This window comes from Caballeronia sp. LZ003 (assembly GCF_031451465.1).
Lineage (GTDB): Bacteria > Pseudomonadota > Gammaproteobacteria > Burkholderiales > Burkholderiaceae > Caballeronia.
Genome location: NZ_JARUXJ010000001.1, coordinates 1074044 through 1099979, shown reverse-complemented (window position 1 = coordinate 1099979; position 25936 = coordinate 1074044). Strand labels below are relative to the sequence as shown.

The 25936-nt window shown below is 58.4% G+C and carries 22 protein-coding genes and 1 tRNA gene; 11 read left to right on the top strand and 12 right to left on the bottom strand.

Annotated elements, in window-relative coordinates; all coding sequences use genetic code 11:
- Nucleotides 1–3: 3 nt before the first annotated feature.
- From QCE79_RS05070 to hrpA, 6 genes are all read right to left on the bottom strand, one after another.
- Nucleotides 4–699, bottom strand: a complete 696-nt coding sequence (locus tag QCE79_RS05070) for a copper homeostasis protein CutC (protein ID WP_309842370.1) — start codon at nt 697–699, stop codon at nt 4–6.
- A complete protein-coding gene (locus tag QCE79_RS05065) occupies nt 696–1508 on the bottom strand; it encodes a molybdopterin-binding protein (RefSeq protein WP_309842367.1) in 813 nt (270 codons plus the stop codon). Before QCE79_RS05065 ends, QCE79_RS05070 begins: the two co-directional genes overlap by 4 nt.
- Nucleotides 1509–1520: 12 nt before the next feature.
- Nucleotides 1521–2360: an EI24 domain-containing protein gene (locus QCE79_RS05060; RefSeq protein ID WP_250508843.1), complete on the bottom strand. Its 840-nt coding sequence runs from the start codon at nt 2358–2360 to the stop codon at nt 1521–1523.
- A 71-nt stretch (nt 2361–2431) separates the two neighbouring features.
- Complete coding sequence (locus tag QCE79_RS05055; protein WP_309842363.1) at nt 2432–3451, bottom strand: sterol desaturase family protein; 1020 nt, start codon at nt 3449–3451, stop codon at nt 2432–2434.
- A gap of 88 nt (nt 3452–3539) precedes the next feature.
- Nucleotides 3540–4553: a beta-propeller fold lactonase family protein gene (locus tag QCE79_RS05050; protein ID WP_309842361.1), complete on the bottom strand. Its 1014-nt coding sequence runs from the start codon at nt 4551–4553 to the stop codon at nt 3540–3542.
- 150 nt (nt 4554–4703) lie between these two features.
- Complete coding sequence (gene hrpA / locus QCE79_RS05045) at nt 4704–9470, bottom strand: ATP-dependent RNA helicase HrpA (protein WP_309842358.1); 4767 nt, start codon at nt 9468–9470, stop codon at nt 4704–4706.
- Nucleotides 9471–9492: 22 nt separating this feature from the next.
- Between hrpA and argA the strand changes: the two genes are divergently transcribed.
- The 3 genes from argA to proP all read left to right on the top strand — a co-directional run bounded on the left by argA (nt 9493) and on the right by proP (nt 13346).
- Nucleotides 9493–10863 carry an amino-acid N-acetyltransferase gene (gene argA, locus QCE79_RS05040; RefSeq protein ID WP_244827577.1) on the top strand — a complete coding sequence of 457 codons (1371 nt, stop codon included), beginning with the start codon at nt 9493–9495 and terminating at the stop codon, nt 10861–10863.
- A 65-nt stretch (nt 10864–10928) separates the two neighbouring features.
- Nucleotides 10929–11201 (top strand): oxidative damage protection protein, encoded by a 273-nt coding sequence (locus QCE79_RS05035; protein WP_244827576.1) that lies wholly within the window; start codon nt 10929–10931, stop codon nt 11199–11201.
- 669 nt (nt 11202–11870) lie between these two features.
- Nucleotides 11871–13346, top strand: coding sequence for a glycine betaine/L-proline transporter ProP (proP, locus tag QCE79_RS05030; RefSeq protein WP_309842355.1), 1476 nt, complete (start codon nt 11871–11873; stop codon nt 13344–13346).
- Between the two features lie 57 nt (nt 13347–13403).
- Here proP and QCE79_RS05025 read toward each other — a convergent pair whose 3' ends face one another.
- A complete protein-coding gene (locus QCE79_RS05025; RefSeq protein ID WP_250508840.1) occupies nt 13404–13877 on the bottom strand; it encodes a metallophosphoesterase family protein in 474 nt (157 codons plus the stop codon).
- A gap of 102 nt (nt 13878–13979) precedes the next feature.
- Here QCE79_RS05025 and QCE79_RS05020 point away from each other — a divergent pair.
- The 8 genes from QCE79_RS05020 (at nt 13980) to QCE79_RS04985 (ending at nt 23197) form a co-directional block, all read left to right on the top strand.
- Nucleotides 13980–14064, top strand: a tRNA-Leu gene (locus QCE79_RS05020).
- A gap of 109 nt (nt 14065–14173) precedes the next feature.
- Nucleotides 14174–15187 (top strand): hypothetical protein, encoded by a 1014-nt coding sequence (locus QCE79_RS05015; RefSeq protein WP_309842353.1) that lies wholly within the window; start codon nt 14174–14176, stop codon nt 15185–15187.
- A gap of 718 nt (nt 15188–15905) precedes the next feature.
- Nucleotides 15906–17048 (top strand): hypothetical protein, encoded by a 1143-nt coding sequence (locus QCE79_RS05010; RefSeq protein ID WP_309842352.1) that lies wholly within the window; start codon nt 15906–15908, stop codon nt 17046–17048.
- A gap of 39 nt (nt 17049–17087) precedes the next feature.
- A complete protein-coding gene (locus QCE79_RS05005) occupies nt 17088–18416 on the top strand; it encodes an aminotransferase class III-fold pyridoxal phosphate-dependent enzyme (RefSeq protein ID WP_309842350.1) in 1329 nt (442 codons plus the stop codon).
- 1 nt (nt 18417) lies between these two features.
- Nucleotides 18418–19422, top strand: coding sequence for an alcohol dehydrogenase catalytic domain-containing protein (locus QCE79_RS05000; RefSeq protein WP_309842348.1), 1005 nt, complete (start codon nt 18418–18420; stop codon nt 19420–19422).
- Between the two features lie 80 nt (nt 19423–19502).
- Complete coding sequence (locus QCE79_RS04995) at nt 19503–20267, top strand: 3-deoxy-manno-octulosonate cytidylyltransferase (protein WP_309842343.1); 765 nt, start codon at nt 19503–19505, stop codon at nt 20265–20267.
- Between the two features lie 430 nt (nt 20268–20697).
- Nucleotides 20698–21030 (top strand): helix-turn-helix transcriptional regulator, encoded by a 333-nt coding sequence (locus tag QCE79_RS04990; protein ID WP_309842341.1) that lies wholly within the window; start codon nt 20698–20700, stop codon nt 21028–21030.
- Nucleotides 21031–21598: 568 nt separating this feature from the next.
- On the top strand, nt 21599–23197 hold the full coding sequence (locus QCE79_RS04985) for a S8 family serine peptidase (RefSeq protein ID WP_309842338.1): 1599 nt from the start codon (nt 21599–21601) through the stop codon (nt 23195–23197).
- A gap of 285 nt (nt 23198–23482) precedes the next feature.
- On the opposite strand, the gene QCE79_RS04980 is transcribed toward QCE79_RS04985, so the two are convergent.
- The 5 genes from QCE79_RS04980 to QCE79_RS04960 form a co-directional block, all read right to left on the bottom strand.
- The gene (locus QCE79_RS04980; protein WP_309842336.1) at nt 23483–23737 is read right to left on the bottom strand and encodes a hypothetical protein; all 255 of its coding nucleotides are present in this window, start codon (nt 23735–23737) and stop codon (nt 23483–23485) included.
- Nucleotides 23738–23865: 128 nt separating this feature from the next.
- A complete protein-coding gene (locus tag QCE79_RS04975; RefSeq protein ID WP_309842333.1) occupies nt 23866–24435 on the bottom strand; it encodes a lysis system i-spanin subunit Rz in 570 nt (189 codons plus the stop codon).
- A 35-nt stretch (nt 24436–24470) separates the two neighbouring features.
- Nucleotides 24471–24968 (bottom strand): lysozyme, encoded by a 498-nt coding sequence (locus QCE79_RS04970; RefSeq protein ID WP_309842330.1) that lies wholly within the window; start codon nt 24966–24968, stop codon nt 24471–24473.
- Nucleotides 24969–25038: 70 nt separating this feature from the next.
- Nucleotides 25039–25239 (bottom strand): hypothetical protein, encoded by a 201-nt coding sequence (locus QCE79_RS04965; RefSeq protein WP_309842328.1) that lies wholly within the window; start codon nt 25237–25239, stop codon nt 25039–25041.
- A gap of 306 nt (nt 25240–25545) precedes the next feature.
- Nucleotides 25546–25842, bottom strand: coding sequence for a pentapeptide repeat-containing protein (locus QCE79_RS04960; protein ID WP_309845193.1), 297 nt, complete (start codon nt 25840–25842; stop codon nt 25546–25548).
- Nucleotides 25843–25936: the final 94 nt, after the last annotated feature.

Here is a 25936-nt window from a genome sequence, read left to right as displayed (position 1 = left end):
CGTTCACTCGCCTGCGTCGAGCAACGCCCGCACGCGCGCCACGCGTAATTCGTCGACCGGCTCCGAGCCTTTTCCATCCACGCGCACGCCAGAGCCGAAATGCACGGCCTTCACGCCTGTCGCGGCGGCGAACGGTGCGACCGCATCCACGGTGAAACCAGCGCCCGCGAGCACCGTGCAATGCGTTCCCGCCGCTTGCGCGACGAGCGCCTTGATAACCGGTCCGGCTTCCAGCACGGAAGGCTTGCCGCCCGATGTCAGCACGTTCGTGACGGCGTCGAAGCGCAAAAGCGTCTCGAACGCAGCGGAAAAATCGCGGGCTTCGTCGATCGCGCGATGGAAGGTGAGCGGCAAACCGTCGGCGGCATCGATCACGCGCTCTAGCGCTTCGGTGTCGACATCGCCATGTGCGTTCAACATGCCGACGACGATCGCGTTGGCGCCCGTCTTCGCGATTGCGCGGACGTCGCGTTCGATGACCGCGAAATCGTCAGCATCGTAGACGAAAGAACGGCTGTGCGGCCGCACGATGACGTTCACCGGAATGCGCACCGCCTCCACCACCGACTCGATCAGGCCGACGCTCGGCGTTAAACCGCCTTCGCCCATCGCCGTGATCAGTTCAAGCCGATTGGCGCCGCCACGCTCGGCGGCGCGCGCGTCGGAAACAGTCGTTGCGATGACTTCGAGCAGAATCACGCCGCGTCCTCCGGCGGCGCTTCGACCACTTCGCCGCCCAGGGCGAGCACGCCCTCGCGCAACACTTCGAACGCGGCGTTGGCCTGATCCGGCTCGCCCTTCACGCCGAGGTCGATATGCGAACGCGCACATAGCGCGCCGCGCGCGGCATCGCCCACGCTCGGCAGGCTGAAGGCGCGCACGCCGTCGAAATCGCGTTCGATGGTCACCATGAGCGGCGTGATGCGCGACTCCGGCAGCCCGAACACGAGCAACGAGCGCTCGATATAAGGCGTCGCGTGATGCAGATGCGCGTACTTGGTATCGAGCACCCATTCGATCATTGGCCACGCCATGACGGGAAAGCCCGGCACGAAATGATGATCGCCGACGGAAAAGCCCGGAATCTTGTTGTAGCTGTTCGGAATGATCGCCGCGCCCTGCGGAAACGTCCCCATGTTCAGCCGATGCAGATTCTCCGGCGAATCGAGGTCATACGGTTTGTCGCCGGCCGTCTCGCGGATGCGCTCGCGGATCAGTTCCGCCGCTTCCGGTTGCAGTTCGAGCGGCCGGCCGAGCGCCTTGGCCGCGCATTGACGCGTGTGATCGTCGGGTGTCGCGCCGATGCCGCCGGTCGAAAACACGATATCGCTCGAAGCAAAGGTGCGCGCGAGCGTCGCGGTGATGCGCGCGGGATCGTCGCCGACGTATTCGGCCCAATCGAGCGAGAGCCCGCGCGCGCTCAGCAATTCGATGATTTTCGGCAGATGCTTGTCCGTGCGCCGGCCTGAAAGAATCTCGTCGCCGATGATGATGACGCCAATGCCCATGAATGCTCCTTCTCAGAATGGAACGGTGATGGCCGACACTTGAGGCGCCGCATTCGCCCGTAGTCGTTCGAGCGCGTGCAGGCAGTAATGCGCGAACCAGAGCGCCGAAAACACCAGAATGAATGCGTATGCCCAGATGGTCGCCGCCGCGACCACGGGAAAGAGTGGCAAGAGCCATACCGACCAGGCCCACAACATGGTCGGCACCGAACCGAGCAGGCCGCTCACGATGCCAATGACAAGCAGCGGCCAGCGCGCATCACGCACGATCACACGGCGTTCCTCGGCGCTCGCGTGCACGGCGAGCGCATCGTAAGTCATCACGCGATAGGTGAGCCAGCCCCACAAGAGCGGTGGAATCAGCGCGAAAAACGGTGGAATGAGCCACAGCGGCAACGTGACGACGAGCGCGATCAGGCAAACGAGCGTGGTAATGACCGAGTGCCCGAGACTGCCGTACCACGAGCCGCCGTGACGCTCTTCGAGCAGCGCGTAATGACCGCCCGGCCGGCGCGTGAGCAGCTTGATGACGCCTGGCATGGAGAGCGTGGCGATCAGCAGCAGCACGGTCACGAAGATCAGCGGAATCGCCATGATGACGACGAAAAACGGCGCGATCACCGCATGCAGCGAGGAGAAGCCGACGGCATCGAACAGGCGGTACATCGCGGCGGTGAGCGCCCAGCCGTCGAGCCAACCGGTTGCCGCGCCTGTCAGCGTCTGCCAGAAGAACCAGAGCACCGCGCCCCAGCTCAGCGTGGCGACCGCAAATGGCATGAAAGTCAGCCAGAGCATGCGTGGGTGAAAGGCATGCGCAATGGCGCGCACGAACGAACGCAGCAAGTCATTCATGCGTGATTCGACGAAGAGAGTGGAAACGACAGCATAAACCAGCGCACCGAACGGGCGCTGGTGATGGAGACTCAGACAGCCGCCGAGCTCTTGTCGGAAGCCGAATTCGCGCGACGCGAAGACAAACGCGCGCCGATCCGCTTGAACGCGAGCCAGTGCTGTTCGACGAAGCCGTCGCCGTAACGCACGGGCGCGACGCCCGGCGCGCCGAGTTGATCGCGAATACCGGTCGGTTCCACGGTGCGGTCGAACGAAGCCGAGCGAAAGAGAATGTCCCAGAACGCGAACAGCACGCCGAAGTTGCAGCCGTACGCCGTGCCTTCGTGGCCGAAGCCGATTGCATGATGACGACGATGAAACGACGGGCTCACGAAGAGCCGGTCGCCCAGCCAGCCGTAATGCAGGCGAATATTGGCGTGCTGCACGCTTTGCATGAGGTTCGTAATGGCGACCAGTACGACGAACTGCGACGGCTCCACGCCGATCACGAGCGCGACAGTGGCGAAGAACCCCGCCTGCAGGATGTCGTCGAGCAGATGGTTACGGTCGTCCGACCAAAGCGACATTTGCTGCTGGCTGTGATGCACCGCGTGCAGTTCCCACCAGATGCCGATGCGATGCTCCAGCCGGTGATACCAGTAACCGGCGAAATCCAGCAGCACCAGATAGATCACGAACGTGACCATGGGTTGCGTGGTCACGCCCGGCCAGAGATTGTCGATTTCCAGATTCGGGATGTCATGCAGGCGCAGCCAGCTTTGCAGCGAATCGAAAACCGGCTGGAACGTGAAGAAGAAAAAGAGGTTCAGAATGCCGAGCTTGACGATCCACGTATAAAGCACGTCGATACGCACGCCCTTGCGATCCTGCCATTCCTCGGCCGGTCGCAGCGCTTCGAGCGGGCGAAGCACGGCGTACATCGCGAGCACTTCCAGCACGCCGACGATCACCCAGTAAAGAGCGTCGTAGGTGTCTTCGTCATAGTCCATGAGGCCGACCTTGAACAGGAACGGCTGGACCACGTCCACGTAGAGCATGGTCTGCAGGGCGGAGACGAAGCTGTCGAGCGACGAAAGAATGGAATGAAACATGATGCTCCGTGTGACTCAATACGGCCTGACTCAATCGTATTACAGGGCGCCCGTAAGCGCCCTTTTCCCTCTGCTTTCGCGGGCAGCCTCAGGCGCCGTTAGGCGAGGTCACCGGCGCGCGATTGAAGAAGTAGATTCCGTGCGGCGAACGGCCAACCTTGATGGTTTGGATCAGCTTACGATCCGCAAGGTCGATCACGCCGACATGCTTCGCGAAACGAAACGTTACCCAGAGATACTTCTTGTCGGCGGAAAGTTCCATGTCATCCGGCCCCGGCAAGAGGCCCGTGATGTCGCCGACGTTCGTGAGCGTGTCTTCGTCGATGATGCTGATGGTGTTCGCCACCCGGTTCGACACGGCCACATGCTTGCCGTCCACGAGCGAGCGGAAGTTATGCGCGCCCTTGCCGGTCGTGATGGTCTTGACGATCTTCTGATTGCGCCAGTCCACCACGGCGACGTAATCCGCGCCCGTCATGCCAACGAGCAAATACTTGTCGCCCGGCGTGAACCATACGCCCGCGGGCGTCGGGCCGACTTTCATCTTCCACTTGACCGTCTGCGTCGCCAGGTCGATCGCGGCGATTTCGTTCGACACCTGCAGCGAGATGAACGCGGTCGTGCTGTCGTTCGAAAACGCGATATGGCTCGGCATGGTGGCGAGCGGCAAGCGCTTGGCCACGGTCAGATTCTTGCCGTCGAAATGATAGATATCGAGGCGGTCGAGCCGCAGACCCGTCGACACGAACCACTTGCGATCCGGCGAAAAGCCGATTTGATACGGGTCTTCGATATCCTGCACCCAGCGCTGCACGGCGCCGGTTTTCGGATCGACGAACATGAGATTGTTCGATACCGAGTTCGCAACGATCAGCGATGACGCGTCCGGCGTGGGCATCAAGTGATGCGGTTCCTTGCCCGTGGGCACGGTGCCGACGACCTGGCGCGTGTTTTCGTCGATAAGACTCAGCGTGGCTTCAGCCGAGTTCAGGACGATGACGTTATTGGCAAATGCCGCGGTGGCGATGGAGGCCGCGCCGATAGCGAGCGCGGCGCGTGAGGCAACCGCCCGAAAGCGGCCAGACAGAAAAGATGAGCGCATGAAAAAGTAGACGTCCGAAGGCAGGCGTCATTGTAGAACGTTTGCGCTTGTCGTCGCGTTGACGAAACGCCTGTTTTTGCGCAATTTCGTTTAACGGCGCAAGAAATGCCGTTTTTTTGGCGAAAAATCGGCATTGCGCTACTTCGTCTTTTAGCGCTGCATCGCTTCCCAGACTTTATGCAGGCGCTTCACGGAAATGGGCATGGGTGTGCGCAGTTCCTGCGCGAACAGGGACACGCGAAGTTCTTCCAGCAGCCAGCGGTATTCCGAGAGCCGCGCGTCCGCCACGCCGCCGCGTTGTGCGAGCGCGCGCTGATATTGCTGCACGAGCGGATGCAGATCCGTGGAAATACGCGCATCGCGAGCCGGATCGGCCTTCAGCTTGTCGATTCGCAGCCCGATGCCCTTCAAATAACGCGGAAAATGCGCGAGTTGCGCGTAAGGCGTGTCGATCACGAAGCGCTTGCCGATGAGCGCGTTCAACTGCGACTGGATATCGGCGTAAGCCTGGGCGAACGGCTTCGCCTGCGCGAGCTTCCTTAGAAGCGCCGCGTATTCGCCGAGGATCGCGCCGACCAGCCGCGCGATCTCCTGCGCGAGCAGCGTGAGCCGGCCTTTCGCGGCATCGCGGCGAGCGTGGAAGCTCACGTCGTCGTCGGGTAGCGGGTCTTGCAAACATGCGCGATCCAGCGCCGTATCGACGATCTGATCGCGCAACTCGTCGGCGGTGCCGAGCGCCATGAACTGCATCGACATTTCGCGCAGCCCCGGCAGATTCTTTTCCAGATAGCGGATCGGCTCGCGCAATTGCAGCCAGAAGAGCCGCCGCAAGCCCGCGCGATGAATCCGCGCCGCCTCCTCCGGCGAATCGAACACTTCGACGTCGCAATGCGCGCCGCGATCGACGAGCGCCGGATAGCCGAACAGCGTCTGCCCGCGACGTCGAATTTCCAGCAGCTCGGGCAGCTTGCCGAAATTCCACGTCGTGAGGTTTTCATAGAGCGCGGTGCCGGTGGACGCGCTCGCGGCCTGCGTCTGCGGCGCGTTTGGCGAATCGGCGGAAAGTGCATCGAAAGCCGCGCTTGCCGTCAGCTTCTGGAAATGCTGCTGCGCCTGACCGCCGAGTTCCGCTCGCAATTGCGCGAGATTGCGGCCCATGGCGAGCTGGCGGCCGTGCTCGTCGATCACCTTGAAGTTCATGAAGAGATGCGCAGGCAGCGTTTCGAGCTTGAAATCCGCGCTCTTCACGGCGACTTGCGTCTGCTCCCGAATATCGGCGATGAGCGCATCGACCAAGGCGCCCGCGCCGAACCTCGGCCCCGCGTTGCGCTCGACAAAGCCCGCCGCGTAATCCGGCAAGGGCACGACATGCCGGCGCAGCTTTTGCGGCAGCGACTTCAGGAGCAGTTGCGTCTTTTCCTTGAGCATGCCGGGCACGAGCCATTCGACGCGGCGCGCATCGATCTGATTCAGGCCATAAAGCGGCACCGTGAGCGTCACGCCGTCGCGCGGCGCGCCCGGCTCGAAGTGATACGCGAGCGTCATTTCGATGCCCGACATCGTCATGCGCTTCGGGAACAGGTCGGTGGTGACGCCGGCGGCCTCGTGACGCATCAGGTCGTCGCGCGAAAGGAACAGCAGTTGTTTGCCGCCCTCCTTGCGCTGCTCGTCGCGATACCAGCGTTCGAACGCCGCGCCGGTCCAGATGCCTTCGGGCACGAGCGAATCGTAGAAGCCGTGGATGAGTTCGTCGTCCACGAGCACGTCCTGACGGCGCGACTTGTGTTCCAGTTGCTCGATGTCCGCGACCAGCTTGCGGTTGTGCGCGAAGAACGGCAGACGCGTGTCGAACTCGCCTTCCACCAGCGCGCCGCGAATGAACAACTCGCGCGCGTACTTCGGGTCCTGCTGGCCGTAACTCACGCGCCGCCGCCCGTAGACCGTGAGACCGTAGAGCGTCGCGCGTTCATACGCGACCACTTGCGCGGCCTTCTTCTCCCAATGCGCCTCGGAAAGCGACTTGCGCAACAGATGCGGCCCGACCGTTTCCAGCCATTCCGGCTCGATCTTCGCGATGGTCCGCGCGTACAGCCGGCTCGTCTCGACGAGTTCGCCCGCCATCACCCAGCGGCCCGCTTTCTTCAGCAGCGCGGAACCCGGCCACAAATGGAACTTGATGCCGCGTGCGCCGAGATAATGCGGCTCGTCGTCGGCCTTCATGCCGATGTTGCCTAGCAGCCCCGTGAGAAGCGAAAGATGCACTTGCTCGAACGTCGCGTCGGATTCGTTCAGACGCCAGCCATGTTCGCGCACGACCGTGAGAAGTTGCGAATGCACGTCGCGCCATTCGCGCAATCTCAGATGCGAGAGAAAGTTGGCGCGGCACGCATCGGTCAACTGTCGATTCGACTTCTTGTGCGCAATGGCTTCGTCGAACCACTTCCAGATGCGCGTCCATTGCAGGAACTCGGAGCGCTCGTCGACGAACTGCCGATGCGCCTGATCCGCCTGCTCCTGCGCTTCGATCGGACGATCGCGCGGGTCCTGCACCGACAACGCCGACGCGATGATCAGCACTTCCGTCAACGCGTGATGATCGCGGGCGGCGAGAATCATGCGGCCCACGCGCGGATCGAGCGGCAGCCGCGCGAGTTCGCGGCCGAGCGGCGTGAGCGCATTGTCGTCGTCGACGGCGCCGAGTTCGTTCAGCAACTGGTAACCGTCGGCGATCGCGCGACCCGGCGGCGGCTCGATGAACGGAAAGGTTTCGATCGCCGTCAGATGCAGCGACTTCATGCGCAGGATCACCGCCGCGAGCGACGAGCGCAGGATCTCGGGATCGGTGAAGCGCACGCGCGACTGAAAGTCGGCTTCGTCGTAGAGACGAATGCAGACGCCGTCCGCAACGCGCCCGCACCGGCCCGCGCGCTGATTGGCGGCGGCCTGCGAGATCGACTCGATCTGCAACTGCTCGACCTTGTTGCGATACGAATAGCGCTTCACGCGCGCCATGCCGGTATCGACGACATAGCGAATGCCCGGCACCGTCAGCGACGTTTCCGCGACATTGGTCGCGAGCACGATACGCCGCGCGTTCGACGCCTTGAACACGCGCTCCTGTTCGGCAGCGGAGAGGCGCGCGAACAGCGGCAGGATTTCCGTATGCGGCGGATGGTGCTTACGCAGCGCCTCGGCGGCGTCGCGAATTTCGCGCTCGCCGGGCAGGAACACGAGCACGTCGCCAGGACCGACGCGGCAGAGTTCATCGACGGCATCGACGATGGCTTCCATCAAATCGCGGTCCGCCTTGCGGTCGTTGCGCTTTTGCAGCGTGCCTTGCGCCGATTTGACGGCGGCGCTGTCTTCCTCCACCGGCCGGTAGCGCACCTCGACCGGATACAGCCGCCCGCTGACCTCGATCACGGGCGCGGGCTTTTCGTCGCTGCCGAAGTGGCGCGCGAAGCGTTGCGCGTCGATGGTCGCGGACGTGACAATCAGCTTGAGGTCCGGGCGCTTCGGCAGGATTTCCTTGAGATAGCCGAGCAGGAAGTCGATGTTCAGGCTGCGTTCGTGCGCCTCGTCGATGATGATCGTGTCGTACGCGCTCAGCAGCGGGTCGGTTTGCGTTTCCGCGAGCAGAATGCCGTCGGTCATGAGCTTGACCGATGCGCCCGGCGCGAGGTTGTCGGTGAAGCGCACCTTGTAGCCCACCACTTCGCCGAAAGGCGTTGCGAGTTCCTCGGCGATACGCCGCCCCGTCGCCGATGCCGCGATCCGGCGCGGCTGCGTATGACCGATGAGACCGCTGCCGCCCGCGCCGAGACCGCGTCCGAGCGCGAGGCAGATCTTGGGGAGCTGCGTGGTTTTGCCGGAGCCGGTTTCGCCGCTCACGATCACGACCTGATTCCCTTCGATCGCGCGCGCGATCTCCTCGCGACGGGCGGAGACGGGAAGTGCCTCGGGAAAGGTGATCGGCGGGATGGGGTTGGGGGTGACGGCGCGCCCCTCGCGGCGCGGTGGGCGTACGTTGTGTTGCCTCGCGGGCTGAACTGCGGAGACTTCGCCTTGTTGCTTGGCGCGTGGTTCGCTGGCTCGCGCCGCGCGCGCTTCACGTGGTGAACGCTCGTCGCTTACGTGGCGAACCTGCCCGGCTTGCGCGTTGCGCGCACTCGAGTGCGTTTGCGCTGCGGCCTGCTCTCGATGGGATCGGTCGTCCGGTCGTGCGCTTCGATCGACTTGCCGCGCCTCGGCCTTGTGCCGTTCGTCGCGCGCGCTGTGTTCGGCACGCGTAGTCTCCGCGCGAGAATCGTTTTTTGAAGGTCGGGTGCCTTGTGCCTCGACCGGCCGCGCGGTTGAAGCAGAAGTCGTTTGGCGCGCCTGCGTGCTGCGCTGTTCGCCGCGAGCATCGTGCGAACTACTTGCATCGCGCGAAGAGGAAGGTTTGGCGATATCGCGTGCGCTTGCCGGGCGCGCGAGCGACGTGTTCCGATCAGCCGATGCATCCAGCTTTCGCGACGACGGTTCCTGCGGCGCTTTGCGCTCCACGCGACTTTGCGGTGCGACTCCTCGCGACTCCTGCGTGACCGGAGACTGCGGCTTCGGCTTTTGCGACTTGGCGGCAGCCCCTCCGGCCGCTTGCTGCGCGCCGCGCCGAGGCTGCGAAGCCACCGGCGTCGGCGACTTCGCATTCCGCCCGTGCGAACCCGAAGTCCCAACCGCGCCCTCAACCGCGCCGCCGCCCGCAAATCGCCGCGCGGCCAGTTCCTTCTTGCTGAGACCGGCAGCCTCGTCCTCGCCTGTCTGCGCGTCGCGCAGCAAGCTTTCGCGCAGTTTCTTCAACTGCTCTTGGGTATCGAGCGACTTGTCGGCGGATGGCGGCTTGCCGCCTTGGGTGGGGCGTCTGGAAACATTCGGCATAGCATCGCATTATAATCCCGGCATGAATTCCCCTACCGACCTCGCCATCCCGTCGCAGCCGGCCGCAGTCGAAGCCGAAGCGCCGAATCCCCACGCCCAGTTCGTCGACTGGATGCGTTCCGTTGCGCCCTATATTCACGCGTTCCGAAACAAAACCTTCGTGGTCGCGTTTGGCGGGGAACTGGTGCAGGAAGGCCGCCTGAACGCACTCGTCCAGGACGTCGGACTGTTGCACGCCATGGGCATCCACGTCGTATTGGTGCACGGCTCGCGTCCGCAACTCGACGAGCAACTGAGTCTGCACGGCGTCGAATCGTCGTTCTCGCACGGGCTGCGCATTACCGACGCGCGCGCGCTCGAATCCGCGAAGGAAGCCGCCGGCGAAGTGCGCCTCGATATCGAAGCCGCCATCAGCCAGGGCTTGCCGAACACGCCGATGGCTCACGCGCACATCAGCGTGGTGTCGGGCAACTTCGTGACGGCGCGGCCGGTCGGCATTCTGGATGGCGTCGACTTCCAGCACACGGGCGTCGTGCGCAAGATCGACGGCGATTCCATCCGCCAGTCGCTTGCGAGCAACAAGCTCGTGCTCTTGTCGTCGCTCGGTTTTTCGCCAACTGGCGAAGCGTTCAATCTGTCGATGGAAGACGTCGCGTCCGCCGCGGCCATCGCCTTGCGCGCCGACAAGATCATCTTCGTGACCGAGATTCCCGGCCTCGAAGATCAGGAAAACGAACTCGTGCGGGAAATGTCGCTCGACGACGCTTACCGGCTTCACGAAAGCGGCGAGCTTCAGGGCGATACCGCGTTTTATCTCAAGCACGCCATTCGCGCCTGCCGCGGCGGCGTGGCGCGCGCGCACATCATTCCGTACAAGCTCGACGGCAGCGTGCTGCTCGAACTCTTCCTGCACGACGGCGTCGGCACGATGATCTCCTACGAGAATCTCGAAAGTCTGCGCGAAGCGACGCCGGACGACGTCGGCGGCATTCTCACGCTGATCGAGCCGCTCGAATCCGACGGCACGCTCGTGCGGCGCGGACGGCATCAGATCGAACGCGACATCGACCACTTCTCGGTCATCGAGCACGATGGCGTGCTCTTCGGCTGCGCGGCGCTTTATCCGTACACACAGGAGCGCATCGGCGAGATGGCGTGTCTGACCGTCGCGCCCGAAGCGCAAGGTTCCGGCGATGGCGAGCGCCTGCTCAAGCGCATCGAACAACGCGCGCGCGCTCGCGGTCTCACGCGCATTTTCGTGCTGACGACGCGCACCGAACACTGGTTCCTCAAGCGCGGTTTCGTGAAGGTCACGGTGGACGACCTGCCGGAAGACCGCCGGCGACTCTACAACTGGCAGCGCAAATCGCTCGTCCTGATGAAACAGCTTTGAACCGACATTGCACGCGCCGTGCGCACGAACGCACGCGCTCCGCTACTCAATAGGAGAAACAGACGATGGCCCGAATGATCCAATGTGCGAAGCTCGGCAAGGAAGCCGAAGGACTCGACTTTCCGCCGCTGCCGGGCGAACTCGGCAAGCGCATCTATGAAACGGTGTCGAAGGAAGCGTGGCAGGGCTGGCTCAAGCAGCAAACCATGCTGATCAACGAAAACCGGCTCAATATGGCCGACCCGCGCGCGCGCCAGTACTTGCTCAAGCAAACGGAGAAGTACTTCTTCGGCGAAGGCGCCGACACCGCGACGGGATATGTGCCGCCGCAAAGCTGAACTTAAGCCTAACTGGCTTTCAAAGAAACCGGTCCGAGTGGCCGGTTTTTTGTTGCGCGCTCGTCCTTTTCAGCAAGCGCTTAAGGACAAATTCGATTAAGCGTAATCCTAAGCCCAGCAAGGGATTGCGCGTTTTCAAGAGAGCGCCCGGACAGGCTGGTTTGCGCTTCGTCTGTCATCGTGTTATCATCTTACTCGTTATCAACAGCAATTCACCATCATTCGCGCGATCAGTTCGAGCTTAAAGCCTGAATCCGAACGCGGCAGTGACAGTTTCATACAAAGAGGCTTGTCGGTTTTCGAGCGACATCAAAACGTCGCGCCGGCCTTTTTCGTTTCAAGCCTTGGTTTTCGCCGACGTCGCGGCCCACCCGCGGCACTCACTGAGTTCGCCGTCCGCACGTCAAATTCGTTTTGCTCTTACCCGAGTGCAATTTCGCGACTTCTTCCGCGAGACACCGGCACCGCATTTGCTAAGCACTTTTCAGCACTGACTTCATTCAGGGCTGCGCGGAGCCATCGATTTCGGCCATTGGCTGAAAGTACGCATGCGGCGCCGTCGCGAAACTGCACTATTCCGGCCGATATCGGCAGTAGTCGCCGCCCTCGGAGCGGCGCACCCGGCGCTGGCATCGCGCGCGCGGGGTTGAACACGGAGTCTCTCGCACTATGAATGCTTCACATGACGGCCTCTGGCGCAAACGAGGCGCATCGAACCAGGCGTCCGATATGACGCTCGACGACATCACCATCGTCGATCAATCGCTTCTCAAACGCGCGGTCGGCGCCATGGCTATCGGTAACGCGATGGAATGGTTCGACTTCGGCGTGTACAGCTACATCGCCGTGACGCTCGGCAAGGTTTTCTTTCCGTCGAGCAGTCCGGCCGCGCAGTTGCTGGCCACCTTCGGCACGTTCGCGGCCGCGTTTCTCGTGCGCCCGATCGGCGGCATGGTGTTCGGTCCGCTCGGCGACCGCATCGGCCGCAAGCGCGTGCTCGCGATGACCATGATCATGATGGCCGTCGGCACCTTCTGTATCGGTCTCATTCCGAGCTACGCGAGCATCGGCGTGATGGCGCCGGTGCTGCTGCTCGCCGCGCGTTTGTTGCAAGGCTTTTCGACGGGCGGGGAATACGGCGGCGCGGCGACGTTCATCGCCGAATTCTCGCCGGACAAAAAGCGCGGCTTCATGTCGAGCTTCCTGGAACTCGGCACGCTCGTGGGCTATGTGCTCGGCGCAGGCGTGGTCGCGGTGTTGACTGCCGCGTTGTCCGAACAGGCGCTCCTCAGCTGGGGCTGGCGCATTCCATTCATGATCGCGGGTCCGCTCGGGCTGATCGGCTTGTATATTCGGATGAAGCTCGAAGAGACGCCCGCGTTCCAGCGCGAGGCGGAAAAGGCCGAAGCCGTGTCGCACGAAACGACCAAGCAGCAGTTTCGCGAAACGCTCGTGCAGCAATGGAAGCCGCTCTTGCAGTGCGTGGGCCTCGTGCTCATTTTCAACGTGACCGACTACATGGCGCTGTCGTATCTGCCGAGCTATCTCTCGGCGACGCTCAAGTTCAACGAGACGCATGGCCTTTTCATCGTGCTCGTCGTGATGGTGCTGATGATGCCGCTCACGCTGTTCGCGGGCCGTCTGTCGGATACGATCGGCCGCAAACCGGTGATGCTCGCGGGTTGCGTCGGCTTATTGCTGCTGTCGATCCCGGCGCTCTCGCTGATCCGCCTCGGCACCGTGCCTTCGATCTTCGCGGGCATGATGATTCTCGGTGCGCTTCTGTCGTGTTTCACGGGCGTGATGCCGTCGTCGCTGCCGGCGCTGTTCCCGACGAAGATTCGTTATGGCGCGCTCGCCATCGGCTTCAACGTGTCGGTGTCGCTGTTCGGCGGCACGACGCCGCTCGTGACGGCGTGGCTCGTCGACAAGACCGGCAATCTGATGATGCCCGCGTACTATCTGATGGGCGCGTCGATCATCGGCATCGTTTCGGTGCTCGCGCTGCGCGAGACGGCCAAAAAGCCGCTGAAGGGCTCGCCGCCTGCGGTGGCATCGCATTCGGAAGCGCATGCGATTCTGCGCGGTCATCGCGAGGCAGCAGAGATGGATGGCTCGTTTCCCGAGAATACCGTTCGGGCTTGAGCATCGAGGTTGAGTCGTTAGAACAAAAGCCGGCGCGTGCAAGAGCGCCGGCTTTTTTTATTCGATGAGCGTAACGATGCGCGCCTTTATGTCCGTGTCCTCAGAGTCACCCGTCTCGCCGATTTCGAGCAGACCGACCGTGATCGGCAACTTGAACCTGCGCGGCCCCGCGCTACCTGGATTCACGAACAGCACGCCATTGCGCTTCTCGACGAGCGGCTTGTGCGAATGCCCGGTCACGACGACATGAACGCCATCGAGTGCTTTCGGCACATCGGCAATATCGTGCACGACATGGATTGTCGCGCCCGCCAAGTCGATGCGCGCGTGCTCGGGCAGCATCGCGACATCGTCGCCGATATCGTTATTGCCGCGCACGACGGTCAGCGCAGCCAGTTGCGCCAGCGTATCGAGCACTTCGCGCTTGCAGATGTCGCCGGCGTGGATGATGTGTGCAGAGCCGCGCAGGGCCTCGAGCGCTTCGGGGCGAACGAGATTGTGCGTGTCGGAGATGAGGCCGATGAGGGTCATGTTTTCTCGTCGATATGCGCTCGGAGCGCGGGCCATTCACTTGCTGTCGTCGCGTTGTTTTGGCGCGCTGCATGGCAGTGGTAGAATTCGCGTCCGCCCTCTGCCGGGGTGATGAAATTGGTAAACATAGCGGACTTAAAATCCGCCGCCTAACGGCTTGCCGGTTCGAGTCCGGTCCCCGGCACCAGATATGTAGCAAGGACTTCGGCAAACACGGTACCTGAATTCAGTTAAAACTGTGTGCATTTTTCTGCCGTTCAGGAAAAGACCTTGCACTGCGCCGGAGACGCCTCTGCATGGACGGTTACAAGAAAATCACTATTAGAAATGACGAAGAAGCGTTCAGCCTGCTACGACAGGCTGTCGAGGAAGAACTAGGCAATAGTCCACTTGACCTTTCGTTCGATGGATGGCCCAAGGTCGAAATTCGACTAGATGGTGCAGGCTATGACAGTACAATCACCCCTGACATAGCTGCGGCAATTGTGGAAATGCAAGCGGCCGTCAATAGAGCTTACGCGCGCTTGGCGCGTGGAGGGCTATCGGCTCGTTCGTTAAGCCTAGCGGAAAAGGACGAGATTCGTCTCAAAGCGAAGGTAGAAAAGGGAAGCTCCTTAATCACCATCGATTTGGGAAAGTTTGGGGAAGTACTTTCACATGACCTCGTCGCAAAAATGACTCCAGAACATCTCGTGATTGCTGTCATCTCGGTCGCTGCGGTAGCAGGAGCAACGGTCGCGTTCAAGGCCTTCCTCAAGCATCGGAGCGAAGACAAAAAGGTGTCTGTCGCTGCGCAGCAGGCTGTTGCATTAAGCCAGCAGGAAACGCAGCGCCTGGAAATTTTAGCGAAGGCACTGAAGCAGAACAAAGAACTTGTTGCTGTGAAACACGATTTCGATGAAGTCAGAAACGACATCTTACGCGGTGTCGGCGACGCAAAAACGCTTTCGGTAAATGGGGTGTCGCTTGACCACGATACCGTCAAAGTCGTGGCTATGCCGAAACGTGTTGCTGCCGACGAAGCACAACTGAATGGTACGTACCATATCCTTGCTACCGACTTGAGAAATCCCGAGCTCGTAAAGCTTAGGGTGCGACGGCTTCAAGATGAGATGGAATTTCTCGCCACATTCCAGGACAGCAGCTTGGATCGAACGCAGGTTCAGCAGCTGCAAGAGGCTGAATGGGGACGACAGCCTGTCTTTTTGAGCATCAATGCCCTTATGCTGCGAGGCGAAGTCACAAAGGCGACAGTAATCTCGGTCACGCCACAACCCGCTGACAACAAGCAGAAGGACTGGCGTAATTAGTGGCGTCAGTCTTACCGACACGCCGTGTGGCAATTCATTCAGTCAGGATTGCAAAACGGGGTCGCCGCCACAAAAAACTTGATCGTAGCGCAGCGTGCCTCCTGACTTCCGCTCACGTCGAATAGACCAAAGTTCATCTCATCTCGATTTGTGTTCGAGGGTTCGTCGCGGCGTCATAGAGCTGATACAAGGCAATGTGGACGATTGTCGTCTTCGCTCCATTGGACTGACGCCCTGCTGGTTGCGCTCAAATGTGCGGTATGGGCATTACCTACCAAAAATCTAGACCCGCAAAATAGATAAACACCTATTCGACGACTGCCCGCGGCAGGCTGAGCTTCCTTTGGTGACAAGCGTGCGGCACATTAATCATTTCCCCCTCGCGCGTTACGAGTTCTCTTAATAACATTAGGTAACGCCTGCTAGTCTCTTAACCACGACGACGCTAGGTGTATGGTTCCTTGCGTCTTCAGTTCTCAATTGAACGCCACCGCGATGTGCATTCACTTTCAAAGCGATGACCATCGGCGCGACTGAGAAGCATTTTTTGAATACGCGCCGCGAAACGTGAGCACTGCGTTGAACAATCACCTTGGATTATTAAGTGGCTAACCAAAAGACTATCGCAACGGAGTCGACGATATTTTCATCGCCTAACCCTCAACAGATATGGTGCTATACACCTGCTCTCATTAAAACATCGACCGGAAGACTGATCGTGACTTTCGATGTCGGCGGCCCCGGTATTTCAAACGTTCCGCATGTCTCGAAAAAGACTAGTAAGGAAGCGATTGGAATAGTGATGGTGTCCGACGATAGAGGGGAATCTTGGAAAACGCAGCAGACCTTCCCGTTTTGGCACGCGCGGCCGTTCGCTATTGGCACACAAATATACATACTCGGTAATGCCGGTGACCTTTTTATTATTCGATCGGATGACGATGATGAAACATGGTCGGTTCCACATGCCCTTACAAGCGACGAGCTTTGGCACGGCTCAGCGACAGGATACGTGTTAGAAGGCTCCAAAGTTTACATCTGCATGGATAAACGATCCCGACTCGACATCAAAGGCTGGAATGTGGCCGGACTCACTCCTGTCGTCTTGAGAGGGAATGCTAGCTCCAACCTGCTCAACCCAGAATCGTGGACGTTTTCTAACGGTCCATCCTATGCCGATCTTTGCCCAAGTGATTGCGGGGATTTCTTCGGTGTTCCGTTCTATCCCTGCGGCACCCGAGAACCTGCGATGCTCGAATGCGGACGGGTTGCCTCTCCGCCAGGCTGGCTAGAAGGGAATGTCGTGCGAATTAGCGACGCAAGGCACATCTGGCACGACTCAACTCAATCCACTCTTCACCTTTTCCTTCGTGCGAATACCAATGGACACGGATATGCCGCGGTTGTTCGAGCCGTAGAAAAGCATGACGGAAGCATCTGCATCGAGCCGGTGTCAACACCTTCCGGCCGTAAACTCGTTCATCTACCGATGCCAGGAGGAAGTCTAAAATTTTACATTTCTTATGACGCTCAATCTGCAATGTATTGGTTGGCATGTAGCGTAGTCGATGATTCGATGTGCAAAATTTCAGCATTACCAGAGGGACGCCACAACTTACCAAGCAACCAAAGAAACAAGCTCGGTTTGTACTTTTCTCGCAACTGCGTCGATTGGATGTTTGCAGGGATGATCTCTCAGGGAAACACTGAACGCGAGGCGAGAAATTATCCCTCCTTTATCTTTGACAACGACGATCTCTTGATCGCAGCTAGGTCTGGCGACACCGAAGCCAAAGATGGGCAATACACGAACTTAATAACGCTGCATCGTGTTCTCAACTTTCGCTCTTTGTTGTATTGAACCTGATCTGCCGTCAACGAACTGGGAAGGAAGAACAATATGTCACTTACTTTAGAGGTCTCTCATCAACTGTTTCGACGTGCATGCAAATCTATACCGGGCGGGGTTTCAAGCAACAATCGCGCGAATTGGCATCCGTTTCCACTATTCTATTCGTACGGAAAAGGCGCTTACATTTGGGATGTCGACGGTAATCAATACATTGATTTCGTGCTTGGCCGTGGCCCCCTCATTCTTGGACATTCGTGTGAACCAGTAGTCGCAGCGATCGAACGACAGGCGCGAAAAGGGCAACTGTTTGCTGGCCAGACACTCGCTGAGATCGAACTTGCTGAGCTTATTAGCGAATTGGTTCCGGGCGCAGTACAAAGTCGCTTCTGCAATTCTGGATCAGAGGCCGTCCATGCGGCTCTTCGACTCGCCCGTGCAGCGACCGGAAGGACCGAAGTTATACGCTTTGCCGGTCATTACCACGGCTGGTATGACAATATCAGTTGGGGATTTAAAGGTATGGATACCGAAGGAATCGCTTCGAAACCCCTGGCATTGTCAGAGGGACAGCCTTTATGTGACCGCGAGAACATTTCTTGTCTTCAATGGAATGATTTGAGAAGCTTAGAGGCGACAATTAACGAAAGGGGCGCACGCATAGCGGCAGTCATTACGGAGCCAATCATGTTCAATGGTTACTGTAGCAACATCCTTCCGTTACCCGGATTCTTACAAGGCATGAGAGAACTTTGCCGAAGACACGGGATCCTGTTGATATTCGACGAAGTGCAGACCGGCTTTCGGACTCATATTGGGGGTGCTCAGTCTTATTTCGGAGTGCGACCTGATATCTCTGTGTTCGGCAAAGCGATGTCGGGCGGTGCTAGCTTGGCCTGCGTATCTGCCGCGGAAACGTTGATGAGTTCATTTGCGTTAGGCAAATGTATCCACAGTGGAACATCCAATGCTTCACCAATTGCTATCTCAGCGGCCCTTGCACACCTTCGAACTCTTAGCGATGTATCCGCTCGCTACTTATCAATCGTCCACGAGCTTAGCAATGTACTGGCGACTGGCCTAAGCTCAATGGCTACGATGTATGGCGGCGCCATGCAAGTCCGAAGTAGCCCCGGAGCGGTCACAACAACATTCCGCACGCATGTCGATCAGCCAAAGGACCACATAAGCGCCACGCACAATTTATCTGAAGCAACGTTGAGACGGTGGCACGCGGCGCTACAACAGGAGGGCGTGCGCATAACGCCCGAAGGCTTGTGGTATGTCTCGGCTGCGCACTCGATGGAGGATATTGAAAGAGCCTTACAAAAGGCTCAGAAAGTTTTGCCAACGGTGATTACAGCAGCGAGGCAACGTTGAGATGAACAAAAATCAAATCGCACATCTGGTCCGGCCGCGAGAATTTGTTTTGGAGACGATTACTTTACCCGACGAGCCCCAAGCTGATTTCGTCCGCGTTAAGATATCGCACTGCGGCGTATGCGGCACTGACATGTCCTTCTACCTCGGGCATCGTTGCGAAGGGTATCCGATATCCCTTGGCCACGAGCACTATGGAACGGTATGCGCGAAGGGGTCCAACGTTAATACGGTTTTGATCGGTGACACCGTCAGCATCGACCCAAACTACAGATGTGGCCATTGCCGCTTCTGCGCTCGAAGCCAAGGGCATTTGTGCGAGCATTCTGGAAGCACGCCTTACACAAATCGTGGCTATGCACAGCTGATTGACATTCACTATAGCCAACTGACGAAGCTACCCTTCCTGCACTCAGAGTATATGGGCGCGCTTGTAGAACCGCTATCCGTAGCGTTAAATGCCTTGTCACTTACAGCGAATCCATTTACAGACCGACGAGTGCTTGTGCTCGGTGCAGGAAACATTGGTACGATGCTTACATTCGCGCTAATGGAGCAAACTGATGCCGACCTTACATTACACGATCATGTGGCTGAGAAAGTTGATAACTTACGAAGTCTCTATCCAGCGCGGATCAATACATTAGCTCAAAGCAGGCATGAATCATGGGACATGATATTCGAAGCGAGCGGCGCATCTAGTGGATTCAATAGCGCATGCTCCCTACTCGACAAAGATTCGCAGATAATCGTGCTCAGCCGTTATCACGCTGACGCGCCGCGACTGCCCGACCGCCTACCTTGGAAGCAGCCCATGCTTCGTTTTTGCCACTTGAACGGCAACGGGGAATCCATGCGTGCTGCCGCGAATCTTTTGCGCGACAGGTGGACGCCCCATCACGGTTACTTAACGAAAACTTATCCGTTTGCCGAGATCAATCGAGTTTTTCAAATTGCTGATCAAGACCCAGCTAATAAGAAGATTATTGCGATGGACGACGTTTAGCGCCATCACCGTCGCGCGTAGCCGCAGTAGCTAGCAATCGTTGATATATAACTGTCGGAAAATATCTTTTGGTCCGTATCATGACAACAATTACCGTCATTCCCTCGCGTTTAGCATCTACCCGTTTACCAAACAAAGCTCTTTCAGACATCAATGGCTCTCCGATGATCGTCCACGTATGGCGCCGGGCGATCGAAGCTAATTTGGGCCCTGTGATTGTCGCGTGCGCGGACGAGCTAATTGCGCAAGCCATTCGTTCCGCCGGGGGCACTGCAATCCTTACAGACCCAGCTTTGCCAAGTGGATCTGATCGAGCCTACGCCGCGCTTAAGGAGTTCGATCCAACAGGATACTATCGAAAAGTGGTAAATCTGCAAGGAGATATGCCCACCGTAGAGCCGTGCGCGCTGCGTTCTTTGATGGTGCCATTCGAAGATCCGAAAGTCGAGATAACAACCCTGGCCACCGTTATTAAGGATGCTAAGGAGTCGACATCTGAATCAATCGTCAAAGTAAGCGCAGTATTTCGCGAAGGAACGCTTTTAGGAGCATGCGCCGACAATCAATACGCTTTTCCGATCATCGGTCGTTGCATTTACTTCAGCCGTAGCCCGATTCCTTGGGGAGAGGGTCCGGGACTGCATCATGTTGGCCTATACGGCTATCGGCGGGACACTCTCAAAAGATTTTGCAGTCTTCCCATGGGGCAGCTGGAGCAGCGTGAGCGACTCGAGCAACTGCGCGCCATCGAGGCGGGGATGCACATTGGTTTAGCAGTAATCGAGACTAACCCACTTGGCGTCGACACGTACGACGACCTTCAGCAAGCACGGCGCCTGCTGTGATCATGCGAATAACGGCGCGCCCACAGACTGTCCACACGAGAGGATGGCACCCGCCAAAGTCGTTAGCGTAGTTTCGCTGACGACAAGATCGCGAGAGGTGCGCGAAATGTAGCGAGCGTTACCTCTATCTCGGAACATTCGGCGGTTAAGCGCACACAAACTGGATCGACCGATACCGATGGAACTGCTTAAAGCAGTTAACCTACGAAGCAACACCGACAGGGCAGATAGCGATCTAAGTTTGAGAATGCGCCGATTTATGAAGAATTCCATAACGGTTTCACGCTCGCCGTGGTTCGGCGGTCAGATGCCGTAGATGGCGCCTTCAACACCTCTCCAAATATTTCCTTCGCTAAGGAGAAAGCGCAGCGTGGGCGCATTGGAAATCGCTTCTGCCCTTGACTTTAAGTGAGAATGCTTGGGGGTATGGATGCGAAGCAAAATAGAAGCATTTAGGATTCGACTGCGTCGCGTCCGCATCGAACTAGGTGAGTCTCAGCGGAAATTTGCAGCGCGAGGCGGGGTGACAGAGAAGACCCAATCCAACTATGAAAACGGCTCGCGCGAGCCGAATTTACTCTATCTCTATAATCTTGGCATATCGGGAATTAACCTCAGCTATTTGTTGACAGGTGAAGAATTTGAATCTCAACTTCACCCGAACGAACAGCATTTGATACGCGAGCTTCGAAAACACGACTGCGAGAAGCGTGACAAGCTTCTCTCTGCCGTATTAGCGATGCTCAGTGCGTCCCGCTTGTAACGACTGAGGCATCCGATCTTCGATTAAGTGTTGACTCGTGGCATGTTGCTGGATCAACGCGGTCAGGCGCCGCCTCATTTTTAGCGCAACTCCAGAAAACCACAGCAATGCGGTCTCTTACGCCGTACCCCCGCCGAGACCCTCTTGTTGTTGATGAACGGGGACTTTCTACTTAAACAGCGGTCGACCCAAAATTTTCAACAAACGAGGGGCTTCCGAAGTTGAGCATGTTCAAACACACATCTAGTGAATATCATTTTAGATCATGCCAATCCACTTACACTATCAGACCGGTACGAAATTCGCACGGTTGCAAGCACCGCTCGTTCATTTAAATGGCTCCGACGAAATCGCTATGGAATCTGGAAAGATAGCCCGATAGATAGGCTGCATCCGTATGTCTAGCATTCATTGGGCTGCGACAAACGCGTGTTCGACTTCAATCCGTGCGTCGAAATGATGCTAACGCCGTTGAGCGGCATTTTCCGATAACCCAGATAGCTGGTCGTCTCGGCTTCTCCGCAATCAGTAATCGACCCGCCCTTTCTACTCAAAGAGGAAAAGAAGCATGAGAAACGAATTAATTCTATTTAGAAATTTCGATTTCGACGGTGTCATATCGGTTCGATATATCGGTCCCACCTGCACCAAACTCAATAACTTGCAGGTTTTTCGCGATAATGTGGTTGTCGAAACGCGCCAGTCGATGCCTCCGGACCAGGATCTTTATTTCGAGAATATGCCTATCGGAAAGTACAGGGCAAAGGTAATTCGCACCCTGCCTGACGGCACAGTGTCGGCACTCGAAACAGCAGAAATCGACATCACCGGAAGCAACCTGATACCGTCCGCAATCGACACGCGCCAACCTGGAAGAAAAAGCCTCAAGGGCGGCCACCGACTCTACGATAACATCGAGGAGTACTACATCGAAGTCAAGTTCGAGCCCGGCGGCCTTAACAAGTTGAGGCGAGAGGCGGCCGCGGCGATGCCACTTTTCCTCGGGTCGAAGGGTGCGCTAACATTTTCGCCGGTTTATTCGCCCGGCACGCTGAAAAAGCGTGGACGTGAGCATTTCGCAGAATTTTATCGAATCGCCGGCTCCATTCCCAAGGACCAGTTGATCCCGCTTGCTCTCGAGCTGGAGACGCGAGATTACGTAATCTATTGCTCGGTGACACCTAACACGGCCGGCATGGCACCGCCAGAGTCCCCGCCCAGAGATGGTGCCGCGACGAGAGCGGAAAGTCCCCCGCTCGCTCCGAATAGCGCCACGCCAGATTTCGCCTCCCAGCAGACTTATCTGGAGGGCGGCATGGGAATGAATGTCCGGAGTGCCTGGAAAGCGGGGGCCACCGGCTATGCCGCAACAGTCCGTCACCTCGACTTCGGTGTGTACCGCAACCACGAGGATTTGCGCAACATTACGGTCGTCACAAGCCGTCCCGAGACTGACAACTGCAATCATGGCACCGCGTCCACTGGATGCGTGGCAGCCACCGCCAACGGTTTTGGTGTGACCGGTGTCGCGTTTGATTGCCGCTTCTACTTCTACGATATATCCGACATTGACCGCCTCGTCAGCGATGCGCGGGAGGGTGACGTGATCGGCTTGAACATCCAGTTTATGTGGAATAGCAAGCTTATTCCGGTGATCGACAACAAGTCGTGGTGGGACAAAATTTACGCGCTTTACCAGCTCGGTGCCACGGTTATTCTTGCTGCAGGCAACGGAGGGCTCGATCTGAGCCGACCCGGCGTCATCAACGACTACGGTGATTGCGGCGGCCTGCTTGCCGGGGCCTGTGATCACAGCACGGGCAGGCGAGAGTATTCCTCCAACTATGGCCATCACACGTCACTGATCAATTCGTGGGGCGACTGGAGTGTAACGACCACCGGCTACGGAGACCTGCAAGCCTTACCGGGAAATGACCGTAACTACACGTCAAAGTTTTCAGGAACTTCGAGCGCCACGGCACTATCGGTCGGCGCTGTTGCGGTGGTCCAAAGTCACTCTTTATACAAGTTCGGCGTAATGCTTCATGCTGGACGAATAGGTGCGATCCTTGCGCTGACTGGGGCGGCGCAGGCCCTAGAGGACGGCATCGGTCATCGCCCGGACGTCGGGATGGCCACTCAGTTTATTGATATGCACTTCGAATAGCGAGCCCTCAAATCCTCGGCGGGGGAAATCCACATGGAGGTGCTGTCCTTGTTGTGCCGCTGGCGCGCTTCGATGTGACGCTAAGCCGTCCCCCTCTAAGACTTATCGTACAGGACACCCATCGTAGACGAAAATCCCACGCACTATCGCTCGCGGACATTCGTTGATTAATGTCAAAGGAGATGCGCTTACTCCGCTCCTTGGTTGGTCTTTCGAAAGCTTCGATCTTTAACATCCGTTAGTCCATTTACGGCGTGCATTTTAGTGCAAAAAACTTTGGCGAACTCACAAGTCTTTTCCACGCCTACAATGCAAACGCAACCAAAAGCCACAACTCTGGGTAAAGGAATGATTAAAAACACCGAAGCCGCGAAAATGCTCTATATCGCGTTGCTTGAGGCTAGTCACGATTTGAGCGATGCGATGGTGCAGATATGGGATCTTCTCGACGAAGATGAGCGAGTACGTTGCAAGAAAGCCGTTGCTCGAATGATAGCGGAGATCTATTTCGACGGCATCGCTAGCATTGAGCAGATGCATTCAGGCTTCAGTGCGAGTAAGCACGCAAATCAGCGTGCACATGTCGGCACCAAGGCGAGTCCTGCACGCGGGAGCGCAGCGCCTATGCTCAATCGACTCGCGAGGCCCAACCATATTTCAGCCGCAAATCAATGTGAACGCTGCCCTAACTGCGCCCCGTCTCGCTCCACCATATTAGAAGCTTCGCCGTTTTCATCGGAACAACGGCCTGATACAACTCCACGCGTTTGAAGCGCGCAGATATACGCTTGAAGGTATTCGGCCTTCGCGCGAGCATCGCTATCTGCATCGTCGACTATTCCGAAAAGATCTTTTCCAACCGCTGGTGATAACTCGGCGTAGCGACGGGTTCCATCGCCCATGCCGCCGGCGGCGGCGCTTGGATCCGAGGTATGCTCATTTCCTGCGTTGGCGATTGCGATGCGCAGCCGGCGAGTACCATCAGCAACAGCGGCGCGATTTTTTGCATTTTCAGCGTCATGGGATGTCCTCTCACGGTGGTATTGATCGTCGAGCGCAGCGATACGCGCGGCGGCCGCGTTGTGAGCCACGATCGCGGCGATTCCGGCCTTCGCTGCGCCTTCCAAGAGGGACGCGAGCTTTTGCGCGTTCGCCCCGTTGTCCCGCGCATGAGCCGTCTGCTCCTCGGCGAGTTTGCTGCCGTCGAAAACGTGCATCGAGGCGCCGCCGAGCGCCATGCCGATTGCACAAGCGACGAGGTGCGGGGCATACCTCATAGGCCTCGCTCACAAAGCGCACGCTCCTCGGCCCGCCGCTTTACAAGCCCCGGGAGCACCCTACCGCGCGAGGTCACCCACTGCGCGCGTCCATCGTCTGACTCGTTCATCGCTCGACATGCACCGCTCCAGTCGTGCGTGTTGAATCGCTTTGCGGTCGCGCTGCTGCAATAGGCCTCGCCGCCAATGTTGTAAGCGAAGCTCACGGCTGCGGCGAGTTGGTTCGGGTGGTCCCTCAAGACTGGCGTGCACTTGAGCACGTCGTCGGCGTGCGCCAGAAGCTGCTCGTTCAACGACACCCAACATTCGGCATCACTGTACGGGCGTCCTACGAAGACGTCGTGGGTGTCGCCGCTGCACTTCGTGGCAATACCGACGGGATCGAAATAACCGCGATGCACAACACCTTCAAATCGGGGGACGATGCAGTACAACATCGCGGCGGCGGCCGTGCCGACCACGCCAGCAAGCACGCCGTTTGCTAAATTTGCCATCAACAGCCTCCATAAACGACGAAGCCCCGACTGCCGACGACAGACGGGGCTTGATTGCTGTTCAATCGAATCAGACGTGAGCCGACTCGCGTTCACGCGCGCGTTGGTCACGCCGGTCTTTTCTCCAGGCGAACACGAAACTCGCGCCGATGTAGGCAAGCGTCGCCACCGCCACCCACCAGTTGATATCGTGCTTGCCTAACCACAGCCACATGTTTCCGCCTACCACGGGCGCGCACCTCGCCGCGCTCGCAACAAATTCATCGTTCATCGCCTCTCCCAAATCCATACTGGTGAGCGATCGCGCAAGCCGTTCCGTTGCAATGGTTAAAAAAAGCCGCCCGGGGGCGGCTTAAAGACCATCACCATGCTTCAAGATACCTCACCGTGCGCCGCAGTCCCGACGCGGGCGAACGCACTACTGCAAGGCAAGGCCGATTTTGGCAACACAGCGTTTCTGACGCAAGCGCTTGTGGGCGCGCTTCAGATGCAAACGGTGTGGATTTTCGGCTGTACGTGATCACTCGTTCCTATTTAGCTTCATCGCCCTTCACAATTGCTAAAGAGCGCATTTCTCCTACCGCTCTATGTCCGTCATCCCGGCCCCGCGCAGATTCGCCCCTGCCAGGTCCGCCCCCCGAAGCTTAGCGTTCTGCAGACGCGCGCCATCTAGGTCCGCGCCGCTTAGGTCAGCTCCGCGCAAGTCAGCTTCGGACAGGTCCGCGCTGCGCAGACATGCTCCGCTCAGATTCGCACCTTCAAGCGCCGCTCGCACGAGAATCGCGCCTCGCAAATCAGCGCCACGCAGGTCTGCACATGTGAGCTTTGCTGCAGTGAAGTCGACATCGCAAAGTGAGGCGTTCGCGAGTTTCACATTCACGAGCGGCGCACTGCCCCGATGCTCGCCGCCAAGATCTGCGTGACTTAAATTCCTGTTCGCGGCTTGACTGAGATCGTCAGCAAGGTTG